The organism is Streptomyces sp. P5F9, from assembly GCF_057961495.1.
On record NZ_JBXVPZ010000060.1, the window covers coordinates 14511 to 31750 of the forward strand.

The window sequence follows — 17240 nt, forward strand, 5'->3', positions numbered from 1 at the left end:
GGGTGCGGGCGGGCCTGACCTACAAGGCCACCGGCGCCGAGGGCGACGGTGTGGTGACGTACGCCGAGGGCTTCACGGTGCAGCCGTTCGCGAACACCGTGAACCTCCAGGACTTCACCGGCGCGCAGCTGGTCCAGGTGCTCAAGGAACAGGTGAGCGGCACGAACACGGCGGCGTCGAAGGTGCTCCAGGTGTCATCCGGGCTGACGTACACGCTGGACCTGACGAAGACGGGCGCGGACCGGGTGGTCACGGACTCGATCAGGCTCAACGGTTCCGCCGTCGACCCGGCGGCCACGTACCGCGTCGCGACGAACAGCTTCCTCGCGGGCGGCGGTGACGGCTTCACGACGCTGGGGCAGGGCACCGGTGACCTGGTCGGCACGGACGACCTGGCCGCGCTGGCGGACTACCTGACGGCGAACTCGTCGGCCACCGGCCCGCTGGTGCCCCCGGCGGCGAACCGGATCAACATCGTGCGGTAACCCATCCCTGACCCATCTCTGACGAGGGGCCCGGAGCCGCAGGTCGGCGCCGGGCCCCTTCTGTTTTCCCGTTCTAAATTCTGTGTAAGACCGGGTTCAGTTCCGCAAAGTCCATAAGAATCTTCCACAGGGATTGCTCAGGAAGGTCTAAGCGGAAAAGGCTTTTCCTGCGTCAGAAGTCCAGTAGTGTTTTCCATGTCGAAAGCGAACAGCGCAAACGACAAGAAGACGCAAGAGACGAAGGAGAGCACGATGAGCTTCCACAAGATCGCCCCGGTGAAGAAGACCCACAAGCCGGCCCCGGCGCCCAAGAAGGCCCAGAAGAAGGCCGCTCCGGCCCCGAAGCGCCGCCCGGTCGGCCACAAGTAAGCCTCCGGTCCGGCCGTAGAAGACCCGCAGCACCCGCAGCACCACCCGCAGTACCCCACAACAAGCCGCAGCACAGCGGCACTTACCGGGAGGGAACCCGTCATGAGCTTCCACAAGATCGTCCCCGTCAAGAAGACCCACAAGCCCGCCCCGGCCCCCAAGAAGAAGGCGCCGAAGAAGCCCGCCCCGAAGCGCCCCGTCGGCCACAAGGGCTGACCCGGCACACCTTGAGGCGGGGCCACCGGTTAGCGAGCGAACTCGCTCCGGTGGCCCCGCCTCGGCCATGACCAGCCCACGCTCTGAAGGGAGTTGTTGACCATGAGGGAAGCCCGTGAGGCCTTCCGCCGTTTCTGGCCGCTGACCCGCGGTGACCGCAAGTGGCTCGCGGTGATCATCGCGTGCGTCATCGTGTCGGCGCTCGCCGAGACCGCCGCGATCCTGCTGTTCGCGGAGCTCACGGACAACGCCCTCAAGGCCGGTTCGCTGTCCGAGTTCTGGGGCCCGGCCGCGGCCTGGCTCGGCGTCGCCGCGCTCGGCGCTCTCGTCGGCTACTTCGGCAACTCCCTCGCCACCTGGACCGCGGAGAGATTCGTCCTGCGCCTGCGGGCGAACGTCTTCCGCCATGTCCAGGACCTCCCGCCCCACTTCTTCCAGAAGCACCGCCAGGGCGACCTCGTCGAACGCCTCACCGGAGACGTCGAGGCCATCGAGCAGATGGTCGTGTCCGGCGTGGTCGGCACCATCTCGGCAGCTTTTTCAGCCGTGTTCTACGCCTGCGCAGCCCTGTACCTCCGCTGGGACCTGGCCCTGGCCACCTTCGTCCTCGCCCCCCTGTTCCTCTTCGCGGCCCGCCGTTTCTCGGGCCGCATCAAGCAGGCCTCGCAGGACGAACGGGTCGCCGACGGCGCGATCACCTCGGTCGTCGAGGAGTCCCTCGGCAACGTGGTCCTCACCCAGGCGTACAACCGTCGCGGGGACGAGGAGAAGCGCCTGGACGTCGAAGCCCGCGCGTGGATGAGGGCATCGGTCCGCGGTGCCCGGCTCAGCGAGATGTACGAGCAGTTCGTGGAGGTCGTAGAGACGCTCTGCGTCCTGTCGGTGATCGGCCTCGGCGTGTGGGAGATCTCCGCCGACCGCATGACCCTCGGCGCACTCCTCGCCTTCGCCGCCTTCATCGGCTACCTCTACCCCCCGGTCCGCAACCTCGGCCAACTCGGCCTCACCCTCACCGCGGCCACGGCCGGCGCCGCCCGCATCAACGAGATCCTGGACGCCACCCCGTCCGTAGGCGATCCCCGCGAACCCGTCCCCGCCTGGCCCGTCCACGGCTGGGTCAGCTTCCACGGCGTGACCTTCGCCTACCCCGGCGCGGCCCGCGACTCGGTCAACGACGTCACCTTCAGGGCGAACCCGGGCGAGCTGGTGATCATCACGGGCGAGAGCGGAGCGGGCAAGTCGACCCTGTCCAAACTCCTCACCCGCTTCTACGACCCCTCGGCGGGCGTGATCTGCCTGGACGGCGTCCCCCTCCGCGACGTACCCCTCGAATTCCTGCGGGAGAACGTGGCGTTGCTGCCCCAGCAGACCCTCATCCTCAACGGCACGGTCCGCGAGAACATCGAGTGCGGCCGCCCCGGAGCGAGCGACGAGGACATCGAACGGGCCGCGCGAGCGGCAGCGGCCCACGACTTCATTGCATCCCTTCCCCAGGGCTACGACACTCAGATCGCCCCCGGCACGGCGGCACTCTCCGGCGGCCAGCTCCAACGGATCGCGATCGCCCGGGCGATGCTCCGCGAGGCCCCGGTCCTGGTCCTGGACGAACCGACCGCCGGCCTCGACTCGGTGGCCGCCCGCCAGGTGATCCAGCCCCTCCGCCGCCTGATGTCCGGCCGTACGACCATCATGATCACCCACGACCTGAGCCTCGCCCCCGACGCGGACCGCATCATCGTCGTGGACGGCGGACGGTTGGTGGAGACGGGAACGCACGCGGAGTTGGTGGCAAGGGGCGGCGCGTACGCGCGACTTGCGGGTCCGCTCCCCGAAATGGCGATCATGGGAACAGGACGGCATCGTTCGGAGGACACGATGATCCTGCACCAGGTCCCGCCGCAGGCACCGGACGAGACGATGATCCTGAGGCTTCCGAAGTTCCCGAGGAGATAGATCAGACAGGGGGAGCGGCCCGGAGGCTGTACCCGAGCCCCCGCACGGTGTGGATGAGCCGCGGTTCGCCGCGGCTCTCCAGTTTCCGGCGCAGGTACATGACGTAGACGTCGAGCGTGTTGGACGCGGGCTCGAAGTCGAAGCCCCACACCTGCCGGTGAATCTGGGGCCGGGTGAGCGCGGCGCCCGGATGCCTCAACAGGTGCTCCAGCAACAGGAATTCGGTCCGCGTGAGATCGAGCGGCCGTCCGTCACGGGTGACGGTACGGGTACGCAGGTCCAGGACGAGATCCTGGAAGACGAGCTGTTCGAGCTCGGGCAACACGTCGTCCGCCGGGGCGTGTTGGGCACCGCGCCGCAGCAACGCCCGTACCCGAGCGAGGAGTTCCTCCACGGCGAACGGTTTGCTCAGGTAGTCGTCGGCACCGTTGTCGAGGGCGACGATCCGGTCGCCGACCGCGTCCCGCCCGGTGATCATCAGGATCGGCACGGTGGACCCGGAGGCCCGGATGCGCCGGGTGGCGGCGAGCCCGTCCAGCTCGGGCATGGTGACGTCCATCAGCACGAGGTCCGGCGCGGTGGCATCCTCCGGCACGCCGACCAGATCGATGACGGTACGCCCGTCTCCCGCGAGGACGGTCTCGTACCCCTCGAATCTGAGCAGCCGCCCGAGCCCTTCCCGTACGTCCACGTCGTCGTCGGCCAGCAGGATCTTCCGCGCCATCTCAACACGGTGTGACGGGCGGCTGTGTTGGGGCTGGCAGGGAGTTATGCGTGGGCTGGGTTTCGGGGGGAGCACAGGCGGAAGAGCGTGACGAGGAGGGCGTAGGCGGCGAGCGGGGCCCAGAGGAGCAGGAGGAAGGCGAAGAGGCGGTGACCGTCGTCGACGGACACCGTCCACACCAAGTACCCGATGGCGGCGAAGAAGACGAGCATGGCCCCGACGGCCGCTCGCTCCCGGGCCTTGCGAAGCACCGCGCGCAGCCCGATCCGGTCCTCGACCTCGGGCCGCAACTCCCAGGCCATCCCCCGGTGTTGTGCGGCGGCGGTACGCAACTCCTCGACTTCGGCCCGGACGTCGGGGAGTTGCCAGTCGTCGACGTTGGGAAGGAGCAATCTGCGGCCGTCGTTGTCGTAGAGCCAGGTCAACAGGGAGGCGTCGGCCTTCTTGGTGTTACGGCGTTCGACGCGCAGATCGTAGATGTCGTGCCAGGCCCGCCTGCGCACGCGATAGGCGCCGCGGACCGCGATCCCGTCGGCGCCGACGGAGGTGAGCCCCCGGCGCGCAGCCAGCAACGCCCAGACGGAGAGCAACGCGATGAGCGCCAGCCCGAGCAGTTTGTACGGCACTGGAATGCCGTCGGGGCGGCTCAGCTGAAGCACACAGTTCCCCATGACGATCCACAGGGCGACGATCCGCCCCCGGGACGCCTTTCTCCACCTGCGGTACTCCCGCTCGACCCCACGCCCGTCGCCGTCGTGCCCGATGTCCCCGCCCATCGACCCTCCTCAGAGCCTGTGTTGTTCGCAGAACTACGCCATGACCACGAACGCCACGCACACGACGACGATGGCGGCGACGTACACCGCGCCCCAGAGCTTGCTGTTCCGCGTGCGGCGCCGTATCAGGTCCTCCGTCTCGGGCCGCAGCTCCCAGGCCATGCCTCGGTGCAGTGCGGATACGGCACGCAGGTCGGCGAGTTCGGTGTGGAAGTCGGGGAGCTGCCAGTCGTCGAAGTAGGGGAGGCGGGTCCGGCGCCCGTCGTTGCCGTAGGCGTAGGTTGTCCACTGGGCTCTCTCGACACGGCCGTTCGTGTTCAGCTCGGCCCGGATGTCGTAGATGTCGTGCCAGGCCCGGGTGTTCGTCTGGATGGCGTCGCGGGCGGTGATCCCCTGGACGCCCACGATCGTGCGCCCCCGCTGCCGATAGAGCACGGCCGGGACGACCCGGGCGAGCACGATCACTGCCAGCGCGATCACGTACCAGCGCCTGGAGGCGTAGGGGTTCGTCGTCAGCTGGAGGACGATGTTGCCGCCGATCACCGCGGTGACGGCGATCTGCCACCAGGAGACGGACAGGGTTCTTCGCCGTCCGTACTCCCGCTCGATCCCCCGCACATCGCCGAAGTCCCCGTTGTCCCCGCTCATGGACCCTCCCCCGGTCAGCAGCAGAGGGGATCGTATGGCAGTAGCCTGTGCACGTCAGGACGGGGGTGTCACCGTTCGCGCTCCGGGATGCGTCCGCCCCGGCTGACCGCGATCCGGATCACGTCCTCCAGCGACTCGGACGCCCTGGTGAGCGCGAAACGCACGGCTCGTTCACCGGCTTTCGGGTCCCTGAGCACGGCCTTGACTCCGGCCAACACCTGTTCCCCGCAGTCGAGTTGGGACGCCTCGATGTCATCGGCGAGGAGGGAGAGGCGGCTGTCGTGACTGTCGGCGCTGAGGTAACAGGGCTTGCCGTCGGGGGTGGTCCAGGGGAGCAACCGCAGTTCGCTGAGCGTGGTGTTGGGGACGCTCATGTTGTTGTTGGGGATGGTCATGCGCATACCACCACTCCGTGGATACGGCGGGGCCCGACATCGATGCCGTGCACGGCGAGCCAGAGGGCACGTCGCCGCTGTCGCTGAAGTCGCCGTTTGCGCCGAGCGCGGCGCTGCGAGGGAAGCAGGGCGTGCACGAGTGCCATCAGCAGTAACTCCCAGATTCCCACGATGCGTTCACTCATCCCGTTGCGCTCCTCTGTCCTGCCGGGTGTCCTGACGAGCGGTGATTACCGTTCGTGCCTCGATGGTCACCGGTGCGGCGTACGCTGCGGAAGAGGGTTGGCGTTGTCTGCGGGCCCAGGCAACGGGGAGGGGCGAAGTGACCGAACAGGGTGACGCCGAGGGCGAGTCGGGGCGCGCGGTACTGGGACGGACGCTCCGGTATCTGCGCGAGAAGGCGGGGAAGTCTCTCGGGCAGTTGGCGGAGGACACCGGTTACGACAAGAGCTACCTGAGCCGGCTGGAGTCGGGGGAGCGGCTGTCCAAGGTGACGGTGATGGAGGACCTTGACGTTTATTACGAGGCTGGTGAGCTGCTGGTCAGTCACTGGAGGGTGGCGCGACTGGACGCGTTCAAGGACCAGTACAAGCGGTTCATGGAGTTGGAGGCGACGGCGCGGGTCATGTGGAAGTTCGCGCTGGGTGTACCTGGACTGGTGCAGACCGAGGATTTCGCTCGGGAGGTGTTGTCCGGGGCCCAGACAACACCTGGTCGTGGGGAACTGGTCGAGGAGCAGGTGGCGCTACGGCTGGGCAGGCAGTACCTGTTGCAGCAGAAACCGGAGCCCAACGTGCGCATCATCATGGATGAGTTCGCGTTCCGGCGCCCTGCTGCGAGTGGAAAGACCTGGGCCGACCAGTTGCTCCGTCTTGAGGCCGTTGCGATGTGGCCCAACGTGGCGCTTCAGGTGCTGCCGTTCGTCGTCGGGGTCCACCACCACATGAACGGCACCGTGACGCTGTTGTGGCAGCAGGACGGAAGTGCCGTTGCCTACACGGAGGGCAACAGCCGAGGCGAACTGATCGAGGAACCGGACGACGTTCTGCGATACCGACTGTCCTACGATCGGCTCAGAGATCTCGCGTTGTCCCCGTCGGACTCGCTCGCGTTCATCAGGGACGTACTGGAGGAACACAGATCATGAAGTCCACCCTCGACCTCAGCACAGCCGCCTGGCGCAAGTCGAGCTACAGCGACGGGGGAGACAACAACTGCGTCGAGGTCGCCGACGGCTACACCGACCTCGTCCCCGTTCGGGACAGCAAGACCCCGTCGAGCAGTCCGCTGGTTTTCTCGGCCGGCTCCTGGCTCACGTTCGTGGAGTCGGTCCGGGGCCAGGCGGGCGCATGAAATCCACCCTGAACCTCAGCTCCGCTGTCTGGCGCAAGTCGAGCTACAGCGCAGGTGGGGACAACGACTGTGTCGAGGTCGCCGACGGCTACACCGGCGTGGTCCCTGTCCGGGACAGCAAGACCCCCACCTCCCCGCCGTTGATCCTCGCCGCCGTGTCCTGGGCCGTGTTCGTGGACGGGGTCAAAGCCGGGGCGGCCGTGCACACGTTCGGGTGACGCGGGTCGAAAGGCCTGACATCCGCCGCCGCGCCTCCCTCATCGTTGATCTTCCGGTCGAATGTACGGCCGGGGGACCAACAGCTGAGAGGCAAGGAACGAGCCGGTTATGGTCGTAGACACAACGCGTCGAAGGAGGACATCGGTCATGGCTGCTCACGCTGCGGAACCCGAGTCGGTTGTCCCTCCGATGCCTGAGCGGACGCCGAAGGCGCTGCGCAAGGCCATCGCCCAGCATGCGCCCACGCTCCTCCCCGACTTCGACGCGCACTGGAAGTGGGCGATCGCCGACACCTACGACCTTGGTCCGGTGCCCGCGTTCGTGGCCCGCTGGTGGATCGAGTACGCGATCGCTCGTGATCCGAAGCTGGACGCTCACCTGCACGACCTGGAACACCGTGCGGCTGAGTCCACGGACATCGCCGAGGCCAGGGTTCTCCTCGACGAGGCGTCGAAGATTCGTCACCAGGCCTTGCGGACGGAGCCCGGCGAGTGACCGACGGGTTCATGGGGCCGCCTTGGCAGATGGACTGGCGGCTCGATGCTCTCGCTGCCCGAGACGCACTGCCCGACCACATCCGCGAGATCGTCGATGCGGTGCGAGCCGAACTGGTCACGGCGAAGGACCCGTACTTCCGAGGCATCGAAACCGATGCGGATCTGCCTGAGGGCATGACCGTCGAGCCGGCACTGTCGAGCCAGCCGAAGGGCGCTCGCATGTTCTTCTTCGACCAAGGAAACGGCTGGCTCATCTACACCTTCGTGCCACGCGTGGAGGATCCGCAGATCGTCGTGGAGCAGGTTTTCTGGCTGGGGGACGAATCGCCCGAGGCACCTCCGGCGGAGCCGTAACGGCCCCGTCAGTCGCACCACTCATTCCCAGGTGAGTGAAACCAAGGTGCCCCGACACGGATCGGTCGGGTACCGTGCCCGCCATGCCGAGCCCCGAGTCGGACACGTCGGGGGCTTTCGGTCACGCCGTCAGCCCCCTCAACCACTGAGTTCGTAGACCCGCCGCCCCGTTCTCCCCCCGCCCGTTGTTCCAGGCGGCCGGACGTGTGTGCCCTGGTGGGTCGGGGTGCTGACCGCGGTGACGAGACGCCTTCCCATGCCTCTCCTCGCCCCGGAGCCACTCGATGCCGTTTCCGCTGTACCTGCTCGCCACCGCCGTCTTCGCCATGGGCACCTCGGAGTTCATGCTCGCGGGCCTTCTGCCGGACATCGCAGCCGACCTCGATGTCTCCGTCGGAACAACGGGCCTGCTCACTTCGGCCTTCGCGATCGGCATGATTGTCGGCGCCCCCGTGGTCGCCGCGCTCGCCCGCGACTGGCCCAGGCGGCTCAGCCTGCTCGGGTTCGTCCTCACGTTCGCGGCGGCTCACATCGTGGGCGCCCTCACCACGAGCTTCGCCGTCCTGTTCGCCACCCGGATCGTCGCCGCCGTCGCGAACGCGGGTTTCCTCGCCGTCGCTCTGACGGTCGCCACCACGCTGGTACCGCCCGACAGGAAGGGACGCGCGCTGGCCGTACTGCTATCGGGCACGACGGTGGCCACCGTCGCCGGTGTCCCCGGCGGGGCGGTACTCGGCACCCTGCTCGGCTGGCGGGCCACCTTCCTGGCCGTCGCCGCGCTCTGCCTACCCGCGGCACTCGGCGTCCTGAAGGGGATCCCGGCGGGACGGGAGCGGCAGGGGCGGGAGGCGACCGGCGGACCGTCCCTGCGAGTTGAGTTCGCCCAACTCGCGCAGCCGAGGCTGATGTTGGTGATGCTGCTCGGCGCGCTGGTCAACGCGGCGACCTTCGCCGGCCTCACCTACCTGGCCCCCGTCGTGACCGGCACCGCCGGCCTGAGCGAACTGTGGATCCCCGTCACCCTGGTGCTCTTCGGCCTCGGATCCCTCACCGGGGTCACCGCCGCGGGCCGCCTGTCCGACCGGCGCCCCGGCCTGGTCGTCGCGGTCGTAGGACCGCTGCTGCTGGTCGGCTGGCCGGCCCTGGCTCTGCTCGCCGACCAGCCGGCCGCGCTGCTCGCCCTCGTGTTCGTGCAGGGCGCGCTGTCGTTCGCGCTGGGCAGCACACTGATCACCCGGGTCCTCTACGAGGCCGCGGGCGCCCCCACCATGGCCGGTTCGTACGCGACCGCCGCCCTCAACGTCGGCGCCGCCACAGGACCACTCATCGCCGCGACCACCCTCACCACCGCGCTCGGAGACCTCGGTCCGCTGTGGTCGAGCGGCCTCCTGATCGCCGTAGCACTGCTCGTCATGTTCCCTCTTCGTACGATGATCACGGCCGACCGACGATAGTCCGACCGAGACTGCTCTGCTTTCGTTACGACGTCTCCGGCGGCGGAGCCGTAGGCGTCCCCGGAATCCGTACCGTCGCCACCGTCCCGCCACCCGGCGCGTGCGCCAGGGTCACCTCGCCGCCGGCCTGTTCGACCGTGCGGGCGACGATGGACAGGCCGAGGCCGGAACCGGGGAGTGCGCGCGCTGACGGGGAACGCCAGAACCGGTCGAAGACGTGCGGGAGTTCCTCGGCGGGGATGCCGGGGCCGTGGTCGCGGACGGTGAGTACGCCGTGGGTGAGCTGGACCTCGATCGTGCCGCCCTCGGGGCTGAACTTCACCGCGTTGTCGAGGATGTTGACCACCGCGCGCTCCAGCGCGGAGGGCTCCGACTGGACGAACCACGGCTGTACGTCCGCCGTGATCGTCAACTCCGGGCCGCGCAGGCGGGCTCGGCGGAGCGCGGCCTCGACCGTGTCCTGGAGCGAGACCACCTGGACGCGCTCACCCCGCTGGCCCTCCGAACGGGACAACTCCTGCAAGTCGCCGATCAGGGACGCCAGTTCGGTCATCTGCGCCTTCACCGAGGCGAGCAGCGCCTTGCGGTCGGCCGGGGGGATCGGACGGCCGGTCTCCTCGCTGCGGGTGAGGAGTTCGACGTTCGTACGGAGGGAGGTGAGGGGGGTGCGGAGTTCGTGGCCGGCGTCCGCGATGAGTTGTTGTTGCAGTTCGCGGGAGTTGGCGAGGGAGGTCGTCATCGAGTTGAACGAGCGGGAGAGGCGGGCGATCTCGTCGTCGCTGTCCTCGTCCACGGGGATGCGGACGGCCAAGTCCTCGGTGCGGGCCACGTGTTCGACGGCCTCGGTGAGTTTGTCGACGGGGCGGAGACCTGCGCGGGCTACCGCGAGACCGGCTGCTCCGGCGCCGATTACTCCGATACCGGAGACGAGGAGCAGGATCAGGGCAAGTTCGTTGAGCGTGTTCTGGGTGCTCTTGAGCGGCACGGCGACGACGAGTCCGACGTTGGGTCCGGCAGCCCCGGAGGCGGTGATGGTGGGGGCCACGAAGCGCGTCATCACGCGCAGCTCGTTGCCGTCCGTGTCGGTGCCGTTGCGGTAGTAGATCCGGTTCTCGTTCGCGTTCTTGATCACGTTCTTGTCGGCCTGGGTGACCTTGACCACGCCTGTGGAGTCGCCCTGGACGCAAATCCTCCCCTTCTCCGTGACGACCTGGGAGTAGCCGTTCCGGACAAAACCGTTGCCGCCCTGCGGGGTCGACGAGCAGTTGCTGAGGGCGATCTGGACCTGGACCTGGGCCTGGGCCTGCTGCGACTGATTCGGCCCCCTCGTCGCCGACTTCGACAGGTCGTTGTCCAACTGCTCGTACAACTTCCCCTGCACGATGAACCAACAGGTCACCGAAACCGCCGCCACCCCGAACGCCACCGCCGCCGCGACGAGCATCGCCAGCCGTGACCGGATCGGCAGCGTGCGGAGCCGGTGCAGGAACCGGTTGAGGACGTTCTTCACTCCGCCCCACCCTGCCGCAGCACATACCCCACGCCCCGAACCGTGTGCACAAGCCGAGGCTCGCCCCCGGCCTCCGTCTTCCGGCGCAGGTACATCACGTACACATCAAGGGAGTTGGAGGACGGCTCGAAGTCGAAGCCCCACACCGCCTTGAGGATCTGCTCGCGGGTGAGGACCTGGCGGGGATGCGCCAGGAACATCTCCAGCAGCGTGAACTCCGTGCGGGTCAGCTCGACTTGGCGGCCGTTGCGGGTGACCTCACGGGTCGCGAGGTCCATGCGGAGGTCGGCGAAGGTGAGGGAGTCGTCCTCGGGGGCGGTACCGGCTGCCGCGGCCGCCGCGTACGAGCTGCGGCGGAGCAACGCCCGTACCCGCGCGAAGAGTTCGTCGAGTTCGAAGGGCTTGACCAGGTAGTCGTCGGCGCCCGCGTCGAGGCCGGTGACCCGGTCGCCGACCGTGTCGCGGGCCGTGAGCATCAGGATCGGGGTCGTCGTACCGGCGCCCCGCATCCGGCGGGCCGCCGTCAGGCCGTCCATGCGCGGCATCTGGATGTCGAGGACGACCAGGTCGGGCTGGTACGCGGTCGCCTTCTCCAGCGCGTCCGCGCCGTCGACGGCGACCTCGGTGTCGTACCCCTCGAACGCGAGGCTGCGCTGGAGTGCTTCGCGTACCGCCGGCTCGTCGTCGACGATCAGGATGCGCTGGGTGTCACGGTCGCCTTCGGCGGGGCTCATGGGCTGGATTCCTCGGGTGCGGTGGGACGGGGAACAACGATCGGCTGGTCGCAATCAGCCTCGCATGTTTCCCGGCCGGTGCGTGAAGAGGGGAGGAAGTGAGAAAAAGGGTGAGATCAGCCTCGCCCCTCAATCCTCCATGAGATCAGCCCCGCATCGTCTGGAGGCGGTTCAGCGGCACCTTGCGGTGGTGCGGGCGGGCCGCGCTGGTGCGCAGGCCCATCAGCTCCGGGACGGGTGCCACTTCCGGTGCCCGCGCGGCCGGTGCGTGCAGTTCGTACGCCACCCCGAGGGCCAGGCCGAGACCGGCCGCTCCGGTGTCGGTCACCGTGTGCGAAACCTGCTTGATCATGACGTACTCCCTACGTGACTTGGTTCGTGTGGCGCATTGCCTAGCTGTCGGAACCGCCCGCCCGCAGCGAAGCCAGGTCCGCCTTGACGGTGTTGATCGGGATGGCGAAGCCGATGCCGATGCTTCCGGCCTCGGACGACGAGGACGAGGAGTCCGAACTGGACGAGTACATCGCGGAGTTGATGCCGATGATGTTGCCGTTCGCGTCGATCAGGGCGCCGCCGGAGTTGCCGGGGTTGAGGGACGCGTCGGTCTGGATCGCCTTGTACGTCGTCGTGGACGAACCGGTGTCGCCGTTGAACTGCTGGCCGCCGAACTGGAACGGCCACTGGCCGCTGCCACCCGAGCCCTGGCCCTGGCTCTGGCTCTCGTCGGTCGAGACGGTCACGTCACGGTTCAGGGCGGAGACGATGCCGCTGGTGACCGTGCCGGTCAGGCCCTCGGGGGAGCCGATCGCGACGACCGTGTCGCCGATCTGGACGCCGGCGGAGTTGCCGAGGGTGGCCGCCTTCAGGCCGGAGGCGTTCTCCAGCTTGAGGAGCGCGAGGTCCTTCTTGCTGTCGGTGCCGACGACCTTCGCGGTGTACGACTTGCCGTCGCTCGTCTTGACCTTGACCGACGTGGCGCCGGAGATGACGTGGTTGTTGGTGATGACCTCGCCGCCGGAGGTGATGATCACGCCGGCGCCGGTCGACGAGCCGTTGCTGAGGGTGGCCGAGACCTCGACCACGCTCGGGCTGACGGTCGCGGCGATCGTGGCGACGTCGCCCCTCTTGCTGGAGGGCACGACGGCCGTGGTGGTGCTGGAGGTGGCGACGGTGTCCTTGCCGGTCAGCTCCTGGAAGGCGTACGCCGTGCCGCCGCCGACGGCCGCGGCGACGATCGCCACGGCGGCGAGCAGCGCGAGCGGACCCCGGGTGCGCTTCTTCGGCTTGGGCGCCTCGCCCTGGACGTGGGTGAGGAGAGCGGTGTCGCCGCCGCCTCCGTGACCGCCGCCGCCGTCGGCGGCGAGAGCCCCGCCGTCACCGGCGCCGTAGCCGTCACCGCCGCCGTACGCTCCGCCGTCGGCGCCGAAGGCGGCCTGCGGGGCGGGCGAGGGTGCGGGCGTCTGGGCCGGCCACGCGGGTGCGGCCGGCTGCTGCGGCTGCTGGGCGGGATGAGCCTGCTGCGCCGGAGGCTGGTAGGCCGGCGGGGGCGGCCACTCCGGGTTCACGGGAGAAGAGGCGTGCTGCTGCTGGGGGTACGCCTGCGGCTGGTCGCCCTGGGGGGTCTCGTACTCGCCGCTGCGGCGGAAGCTCTCGGTCATGGAACAGAGCCTGTCGCGGGATCATGAGAGGTACCTGAGCGCCCGCTGAGAAGCCCGACAGAACCTCGTATGCCCGATATAAAGACGCCGGATCCCCGGAAACTCGGGGATTCCAGCGAACCCGGTGACCGCCGGAGCAAACCCCGTGACCGCCGACGTGAACCCGGTGAGCGCCGCAGCGAACCCGGCGACCTCCCCTACGGGCGGCTCAGCCCTCGCACCCGCACGACTGCCGTATCACCAGCCGCGACGGGAACACCTTCAGCCGCTCGCGCCGCGACCCCGCCACCCGCAGGCCGTCGTCGAGGACGAGGTCCACGGCCGCGCGGGCCATCGCCGGGCGGTCCGATGCGATCGTTGTCAGCTTCGGGTCGGCCAGGGCCGCTTCCTTGATGTCGTCGAAGCCGATGACACCCAGCTCGCGCGGTACGTCGATGCGCAGCTCGCGCGCGGCCCGCAGCAGGCCGATCGCCTGGTCGTCGGTGGAGCAGAAGATCGCGGGCGGCCGACGGGGGCCGGAGAGGATGCCCAGGGCGACCTGGTAGGCGTCGTAGCGGTTGTACGGGGCTTCGAAGAGGCGCCCCTCGGTCGGCAGGCCGGCCTCGGTCATCGCGCGCCGCCAGCCCTCGACGTGGTCGGAGACGGGGTCACCGACGGCCGGCGTCGCCGCCGTACCGCCCATACAGGCGACGTATGCGTAGCCGTGGTCAAGGAGGTGGCGGACTGCCAGCTGGGCGCCGCCCAGGTCGTCCGTCACCACCGCCACGTCGTCGATCGCCTCGGGGCGCTCGTGGAGGAGGACGACCCGGGCGTCCCATGCCTCGATCTCTGCGGCGGCGTTGTCGTTCAGCGCGTGGCTGACCAGGATCAGTCCGGAGACCCGCATTCCGAGGAAGGCCCGTAGATAGTGGACCTCGCGCTCGGCGATGTAGTCGGAGTTGCCGACCAGCACCATCTTTCCGCGCTCGGACGCGGCCTGTTCCACCGCGTGCGCCATCTCCCCGAAGAAGGGCTGGCGCGCGTCCGGCACGATCAGGCCTATGAGGTCCGTACGCCGCGACGCCATGGCCTGGGCCACCCGGTCGGGTCGGTACCCCAGTTCCTTGATCGCGGCGAGGACACGCTCGCGCGTGGCCGGGGCAACCGGCCGGGGTCCGTTGTTGATGACATAGCTGACGACGGCAGTCGACGTCCCTGCCAGCCGCGCTACATCATCCCGAGTCACCTTGGCCACGCGCGGAGTCTACGCGGATGGACCCGCTCTGGGCAGGGCGTTTCGAAGCTTCTCTCGGCTTCCGCGCACCATCTCCGCGCGGATGCGACACCGAAAAGGGACGCCCTGCCCGTAACACTTACGCCTCGGCCGGGATCTCGGCGGCGTCCAGCGCGGCCGAATCGGCCGTACCGTCCGCATCCTCCGGCTTTGCGTCGGCGATGGCAGCGCTTGCCTTGAGCTTGGCCTCCTCGCCGCCCCGGTCACCCTTCTCCGGGGTAACGAATCGATAACCGACGTTCCGGACGGTCCCGATCAGCGACTCGTGCTCGACTCCGAGCTTCGCGCGCAGGCGTCGTACGTGGACGTCGACCGTGCGCGTACCGCCGAAGTAGTCGTAGCCCCAGACCTCCTGGAGCAGCTGGGCGCGCGTGAAGACGCGGCCCGGGTGCTGGGCGAGGTACTTGAGGAGCTCGAACTCCTTGAAGGTCAGGTCGAGGACCCGGCCCTTGAGCTTGGCGGAGTACGTCGCCTCGTCCACGGAGAGGTCGCCGTTGCGGATCTCCATGGGGGAGTCGTCGTTGACGATCTGCTGGCGGCCCATGGCCAGGCGCAGTCGCGCCTCGACCTCGGCCGGTCCGGCCGTGTCGAGCAGGACGTCGTCGATGCCCCAGTCGGCGGTGACGGCCGCGAGGCCGCCCTCGGTGACGACGAGGATGAGCGGGCACCCCGGGCCGGTGGACCGGAGGAGCTGACACAGGCTGCGCACCTGAGGCAGGTCACGGCGGCCGTCGATCAGGATGACGTCGGCACCTGGGGTGTCGACGAGAGCGGGGCCTTCCGCCGGTGCCACGCGCACGTTGTGCAGCAGCAGGCCAAGGGCCGGAAGCACCTCCGTAGACGGCTGGAGGGCATTGGTCAGGAGCAGCAGAGAACTCATAAGTCTGGTTCCTCCTCGGTCCCTGCGAGGACGTGTGTCATGCGGCACAGCGTTTGCGGTCCCGGGGGCCCTGTATCACCGGCGGCCACCTGTGGTTTCCCGTGGTGTACCGCTTCGTATACAACGCTCCCGGAAGCACAAAAGGACCCGGGGGCTTCGCTGCCCGAGTCCTCTGTCGAGCAGAATAGCCCACATGAGCGCTGGTACGGCAGGTCATGTGGCACGATCCACCGTTCGTCCGAACTCTGAGACGATCAGACGTACACCTTTGCGGACGTTTCTGCACACCGACGACGGGGTGACGATCGATTCCGTATACGAACCGGGGGCGCCCGTATACGACGCCTCCCGGTCACCTTCCGGTGATCCAGTGTTCGTCGTGGCGCACGGTTTCACGGGCGATGTGGACAAGCCACATGTACGGCGGGTTGCCGAGGCGTTCCTCCAGTACGGGGCCGTGGTCACCTTCTCCTTCCGGGGCCACGGCGCCTCCGGCGGACGGTCCACCGTCGGCGACCGCGAGGTGCTCGATCTGGCGGCGGCGGTCGCCTGGGCGCGCGAACAGGGGCATGCGCGCGTGGTCACCGTCGGCTTCTCGATGGGCGGTTCGGTGGTGCTGCGGCACGCGGCGCTCTACGGCTCCCAGGCGCACGCCGACGGCCAGAGGCGCGAGGGGCGCACAGAAGCGCACGCGGACGCGGTGGTTTCCGTGAGTGCGCCGGCCCGTTGGTACTACCGAGGCACGGCTCCCATGCGGAAGCTGCACTGGCTGGTGACCCGTCCCGAGGGGCGCCTGGTCGGCCGCTACGGCCTCAACACCCGTATCGAGCACAGGGGTTGGGACCCGGTCCCGCTCTCCCCGGTCGAGGCGGTCCCGCGCATCGCGCCCACGCCCCTCCTCATCGTGCACGGCGACCGCGACGGCTACTTCCCCGTCGACCACCCCCGCATGCTGGCCGACGCCGCCGGTGACCAGGCCGAACTCTGGCTGGAGCCGGGCATGGGCCACGCCGAGCACGCGGCCGCCGACGACCTGCTGGCCCGCATCGGGCGCTGGGGCAATGCACAGGACGGCTAGCCTGACGGTGTTGACGCCCGATCCGTCGACACCGGTCTACCGAGGAAGCGAGCACATGCCAAAGGTCACGGTGCGCTACTGGGCCGCCGCGAAGGCCGCGGCCGGCATCGCCGAGGAGCCGTACGACGCGGACACCCTCGCCGACGCCCTCGCCGCCGTCCGCGAGCGACACCCCGGGGAACTCGCCCGCGTACTGCTGCGATGCTCGTTCCTCGTCGACGGTGACCCCGTGGGCACCCGCGGACATGAGACGGTACGGCTGGCCGAGGGCGGCACGGTCGAGGTGCTCCCGCCGTTCGCAGGAGGATGAGCGAAGCGATGAGCAACCAGCCGTACGAGGGCTATGGCGAGGGCTACGACCCCTACGCCCAGCAACAGCAGCCCCAGCAACAGCAGCCCCAGCAGGCACAGGCGCAGGCGTGGCCTGGGCATCAGCAGCAGGCGTACGACGACGCGCAGGCCGACCAGCAGTACACTCAGCAGTGGCAGGGCCAGACCTGGGACACCCAGGTCCACCGGACGACGCCCGCCGCGTCCGACCTGGCGTACTTCCCGCCGCAGAACTACCAAGCGGCACCGCAGAGTTACGACCCCTACGCGCAGGCCCAGGCGTACGCCCAGCCGCCCGGACCCGAGGTGCCCGAAGCACAGGCACCCCCCGCCC

General features: G+C 68.9%; 21 protein-coding genes and 1 pseudogene. 11 read left to right on the forward strand and 11 right to left on the reverse strand.

What is annotated here, in order from left to right:
• Positions 1–485: 5'-nucleotidase C-terminal domain-containing protein (locus AC31A1_RS13235; protein WP_489653476.1), on the forward strand; the 485-nt coding region annotated here is incomplete at its 5' end.
• Between the two features lie 687 nt (positions 486–1172).
• Positions 1173–3023 carry an ABC transporter ATP-binding protein gene (locus AC31A1_RS13240; RefSeq protein WP_489653477.1) on the forward strand — a complete coding sequence of 617 codons (1851 nt, stop codon included), beginning with the start codon at positions 1173–1175 and terminating at the stop codon, positions 3021–3023.
• A 1-nt stretch (position 3024) separates the two neighbouring features.
• On the opposite strand, the gene AC31A1_RS13245 is transcribed toward AC31A1_RS13240, so the two are convergent.
• From AC31A1_RS13245 to AC31A1_RS13265, 5 genes are all read right to left on the reverse strand, one after another.
• Positions 3025–3747 (reverse strand): response regulator transcription factor, encoded by a 723-nt coding sequence (locus AC31A1_RS13245; RefSeq protein WP_489653478.1) that lies wholly within the window; start codon positions 3745–3747, stop codon positions 3025–3027.
• A gap of 44 nt (positions 3748–3791) precedes the next feature.
• Positions 3792–4523, reverse strand: coding sequence for a PH domain-containing protein (locus tag AC31A1_RS13250; protein ID WP_489653479.1), 732 nt, complete (start codon positions 4521–4523; stop codon positions 3792–3794).
• Positions 4524–4556: 33 nt separating this feature from the next.
• On the reverse strand, positions 4557–5171 hold the full coding sequence (locus AC31A1_RS13255; RefSeq protein ID WP_489653480.1) for a hypothetical protein: 615 nt from the start codon (positions 5169–5171) through the stop codon (positions 4557–4559).
• Positions 5172–5239: 68 nt separating this feature from the next.
• Entirely contained in the window at positions 5240–5572 is a 333-nt protein-coding gene (locus AC31A1_RS13260; RefSeq protein WP_489653481.1) for a hypothetical protein, read from the reverse strand.
• Positions 5563–5751 (reverse strand): hypothetical protein, encoded by a 189-nt coding sequence (locus tag AC31A1_RS13265; protein ID WP_489653482.1) that lies wholly within the window; start codon positions 5749–5751, stop codon positions 5563–5565. The genes AC31A1_RS13260 and AC31A1_RS13265 overlap by 10 nt, the downstream gene beginning before the upstream one ends.
• 137 nt (positions 5752–5888) lie before the next feature.
• On the opposite strand from AC31A1_RS13265, the gene AC31A1_RS13270 reads away from it, so the two are divergent.
• The 6 genes from AC31A1_RS13270 to AC31A1_RS13295 all read left to right on the forward strand — a co-directional run bounded on the left by AC31A1_RS13270 (position 5889) and on the right by AC31A1_RS13295 (position 9443).
• Positions 5889–6713, forward strand: a complete 825-nt coding sequence (locus AC31A1_RS13270; RefSeq protein ID WP_489653483.1) for a helix-turn-helix domain-containing protein — start codon at positions 5889–5891, stop codon at positions 6711–6713.
• Complete coding sequence (locus AC31A1_RS13275) at positions 6710–6919, forward strand: DUF397 domain-containing protein (protein ID WP_489653484.1); 210 nt, start codon at positions 6710–6712, stop codon at positions 6917–6919. Before AC31A1_RS13270 ends, AC31A1_RS13275 begins: the two co-directional genes overlap by 4 nt.
• Positions 6916–7137 (forward strand): DUF397 domain-containing protein, encoded by a 222-nt coding sequence (locus tag AC31A1_RS13280; RefSeq protein ID WP_489653485.1) that lies wholly within the window; start codon positions 6916–6918, stop codon positions 7135–7137. Before AC31A1_RS13275 ends, AC31A1_RS13280 begins: the two co-directional genes overlap by 4 nt.
• Positions 7138–7285: 148 nt before the next feature.
• Positions 7286–7633, forward strand: coding sequence for a DUF6247 family protein (locus AC31A1_RS13285; RefSeq protein ID WP_365309186.1), 348 nt, complete (start codon positions 7286–7288; stop codon positions 7631–7633).
• Positions 7630–7989, forward strand: a complete 360-nt coding sequence (locus tag AC31A1_RS13290; protein WP_328682067.1) for a hypothetical protein — start codon at positions 7630–7632, stop codon at positions 7987–7989. Before AC31A1_RS13285 ends, AC31A1_RS13290 begins: the two co-directional genes overlap by 4 nt.
• A gap of 284 nt (positions 7990–8273) precedes the next feature.
• The gene (locus tag AC31A1_RS13295; RefSeq protein ID WP_489653486.1) at positions 8274–9443 is read left to right on the forward strand and encodes a Cmx/CmrA family chloramphenicol efflux MFS transporter; all 1170 of its coding nucleotides are present in this window, start codon (positions 8274–8276) and stop codon (positions 9441–9443) included.
• A 25-nt stretch (positions 9444–9468) separates the two neighbouring features.
• Here AC31A1_RS13295 and AC31A1_RS13300 read toward each other — a convergent pair whose 3' ends face one another.
• The 6 genes from AC31A1_RS13300 to AC31A1_RS13325 form a co-directional block, all read right to left on the reverse strand.
• On the reverse strand, positions 9469–10953 hold the full coding sequence (locus tag AC31A1_RS13300) for a sensor histidine kinase (protein WP_489653487.1): 1485 nt from the start codon (positions 10951–10953) through the stop codon (positions 9469–9471).
• On the reverse strand, positions 10950–11687 hold the full coding sequence (locus tag AC31A1_RS13305; RefSeq protein ID WP_019073726.1) for a response regulator transcription factor: 738 nt from the start codon (positions 11685–11687) through the stop codon (positions 10950–10952). The genes AC31A1_RS13300 and AC31A1_RS13305 overlap by 4 nt, the downstream gene beginning before the upstream one ends.
• A gap of 145 nt (positions 11688–11832) precedes the next feature.
• A complete protein-coding gene (locus AC31A1_RS13310; protein WP_033281327.1) occupies positions 11833–12039 on the reverse strand; it encodes a hypothetical protein in 207 nt (68 codons plus the stop codon).
• Positions 12040–12079: 40 nt separating this feature from the next.
• Positions 12080–13345, reverse strand: a complete 1266-nt coding sequence (locus AC31A1_RS13315; RefSeq protein ID WP_489653488.1) for a S1C family serine protease — start codon at positions 13343–13345, stop codon at positions 12080–12082.
• Positions 13346–13553: 208 nt separating this feature from the next.
• Positions 13554–14579 (reverse strand): LacI family DNA-binding transcriptional regulator, encoded by a 1026-nt coding sequence (locus AC31A1_RS13320; protein WP_489653489.1) that lies wholly within the window; start codon positions 14577–14579, stop codon positions 13554–13556.
• A gap of 118 nt (positions 14580–14697) precedes the next feature.
• Positions 14698–15498, reverse strand: a complete 801-nt coding sequence (locus AC31A1_RS13325) for a winged helix-turn-helix transcriptional regulator (protein WP_033281324.1) — start codon at positions 15496–15498, stop codon at positions 14698–14700.
• A gap of 193 nt (positions 15499–15691) precedes the next feature.
• On the opposite strand from AC31A1_RS13325, the gene AC31A1_RS13330 reads away from it, so the two are divergent.
• The 3 genes and pseudogenes from AC31A1_RS13330 to AC31A1_RS13340 all read left to right on the forward strand — a co-directional run.
• Entirely contained in the window at positions 15692–16576 is an 885-nt protein-coding gene (locus tag AC31A1_RS13330; protein ID WP_489653490.1) for an alpha/beta hydrolase, read from the forward strand.
• Between the two features lie 55 nt (positions 16577–16631).
• Positions 16632–16886: a MoaD/ThiS family protein gene (locus AC31A1_RS13335; protein ID WP_489653491.1), complete on the forward strand. Its 255-nt coding sequence runs from the start codon at positions 16632–16634 to the stop codon at positions 16884–16886.
• A gap of 8 nt (positions 16887–16894) precedes the next feature.
• A pseudogene (locus AC31A1_RS13340) lies at positions 16895–17240 on the forward strand (hypothetical protein); the annotation flags it as partial.

Coding starts and splice junctions, on each gene's coding strand:
- AC31A1_RS13240 (WP_489653477.1), top strand. CDS start 1,173: ATGAGGGAAGCCCGTGAGGCCTTCCGCCGTTTCTGGCCGCTGACCCGC.
- AC31A1_RS13245 (WP_489653478.1), bottom strand. CDS start 3,747: ATGGCGCGGAAGATCCTGCTGGCCGACGACGACGTGGACGTACGGGAA.
- AC31A1_RS13250 (WP_489653479.1), bottom strand. CDS start 4,523: ATGGGCGGGGACATCGGGCACGACGGCGACGGGCGTGGGGTCGAGCGG.
- AC31A1_RS13255 (WP_489653480.1), bottom strand. CDS start 5,171: ATGAGCGGGGACAACGGGGACTTCGGCGATGTGCGGGGGATCGAGCGG.
- AC31A1_RS13260 (WP_489653481.1), bottom strand. CDS start 5,572: ATGCGCATGACCATCCCCAACAACAACATGAGCGTCCCCAACACCACG.
- AC31A1_RS13265 (WP_489653482.1), bottom strand. CDS start 5,751: ATGAGTGAACGCATCGTGGGAATCTGGGAGTTACTGCTGATGGCACTC.
- AC31A1_RS13275 (WP_489653484.1), top strand. CDS start 6,710: ATGAAGTCCACCCTCGACCTCAGCACAGCCGCCTGGCGCAAGTCGAGC.
- AC31A1_RS13280 (WP_489653485.1), top strand. CDS start 6,916: ATGAAATCCACCCTGAACCTCAGCTCCGCTGTCTGGCGCAAGTCGAGC.
- AC31A1_RS13285 (WP_365309186.1), top strand. CDS start 7,286: ATGGCTGCTCACGCTGCGGAACCCGAGTCGGTTGTCCCTCCGATGCCT.
- AC31A1_RS13295 (WP_489653486.1), top strand. CDS start 8,274: ATGCCGTTTCCGCTGTACCTGCTCGCCACCGCCGTCTTCGCCATGGGC.
- AC31A1_RS13305 (WP_019073726.1), bottom strand. CDS start 11,687: ATGAGCCCCGCCGAAGGCGACCGTGACACCCAGCGCATCCTGATCGTC.
- AC31A1_RS13310 (WP_033281327.1), bottom strand. CDS start 12,039: ATGATCAAGCAGGTTTCGCACACGGTGACCGACACCGGAGCGGCCGGT.
- AC31A1_RS13315 (WP_489653488.1), bottom strand. CDS start 13,345: ATGACCGAGAGCTTCCGCCGCAGCGGCGAGTACGAGACCCCCCAGGGC.
- AC31A1_RS13325 (WP_033281324.1), bottom strand. CDS start 15,498: ATGAGTTCTCTGCTGCTCCTGACCAATGCCCTCCAGCCGTCTACGGAG.
- AC31A1_RS13330 (WP_489653490.1), top strand. CDS start 15,692: ATGAGCGCTGGTACGGCAGGTCATGTGGCACGATCCACCGTTCGTCCG.
- AC31A1_RS13335 (WP_489653491.1), top strand. CDS start 16,632: ATGCCAAAGGTCACGGTGCGCTACTGGGCCGCCGCGAAGGCCGCGGCC.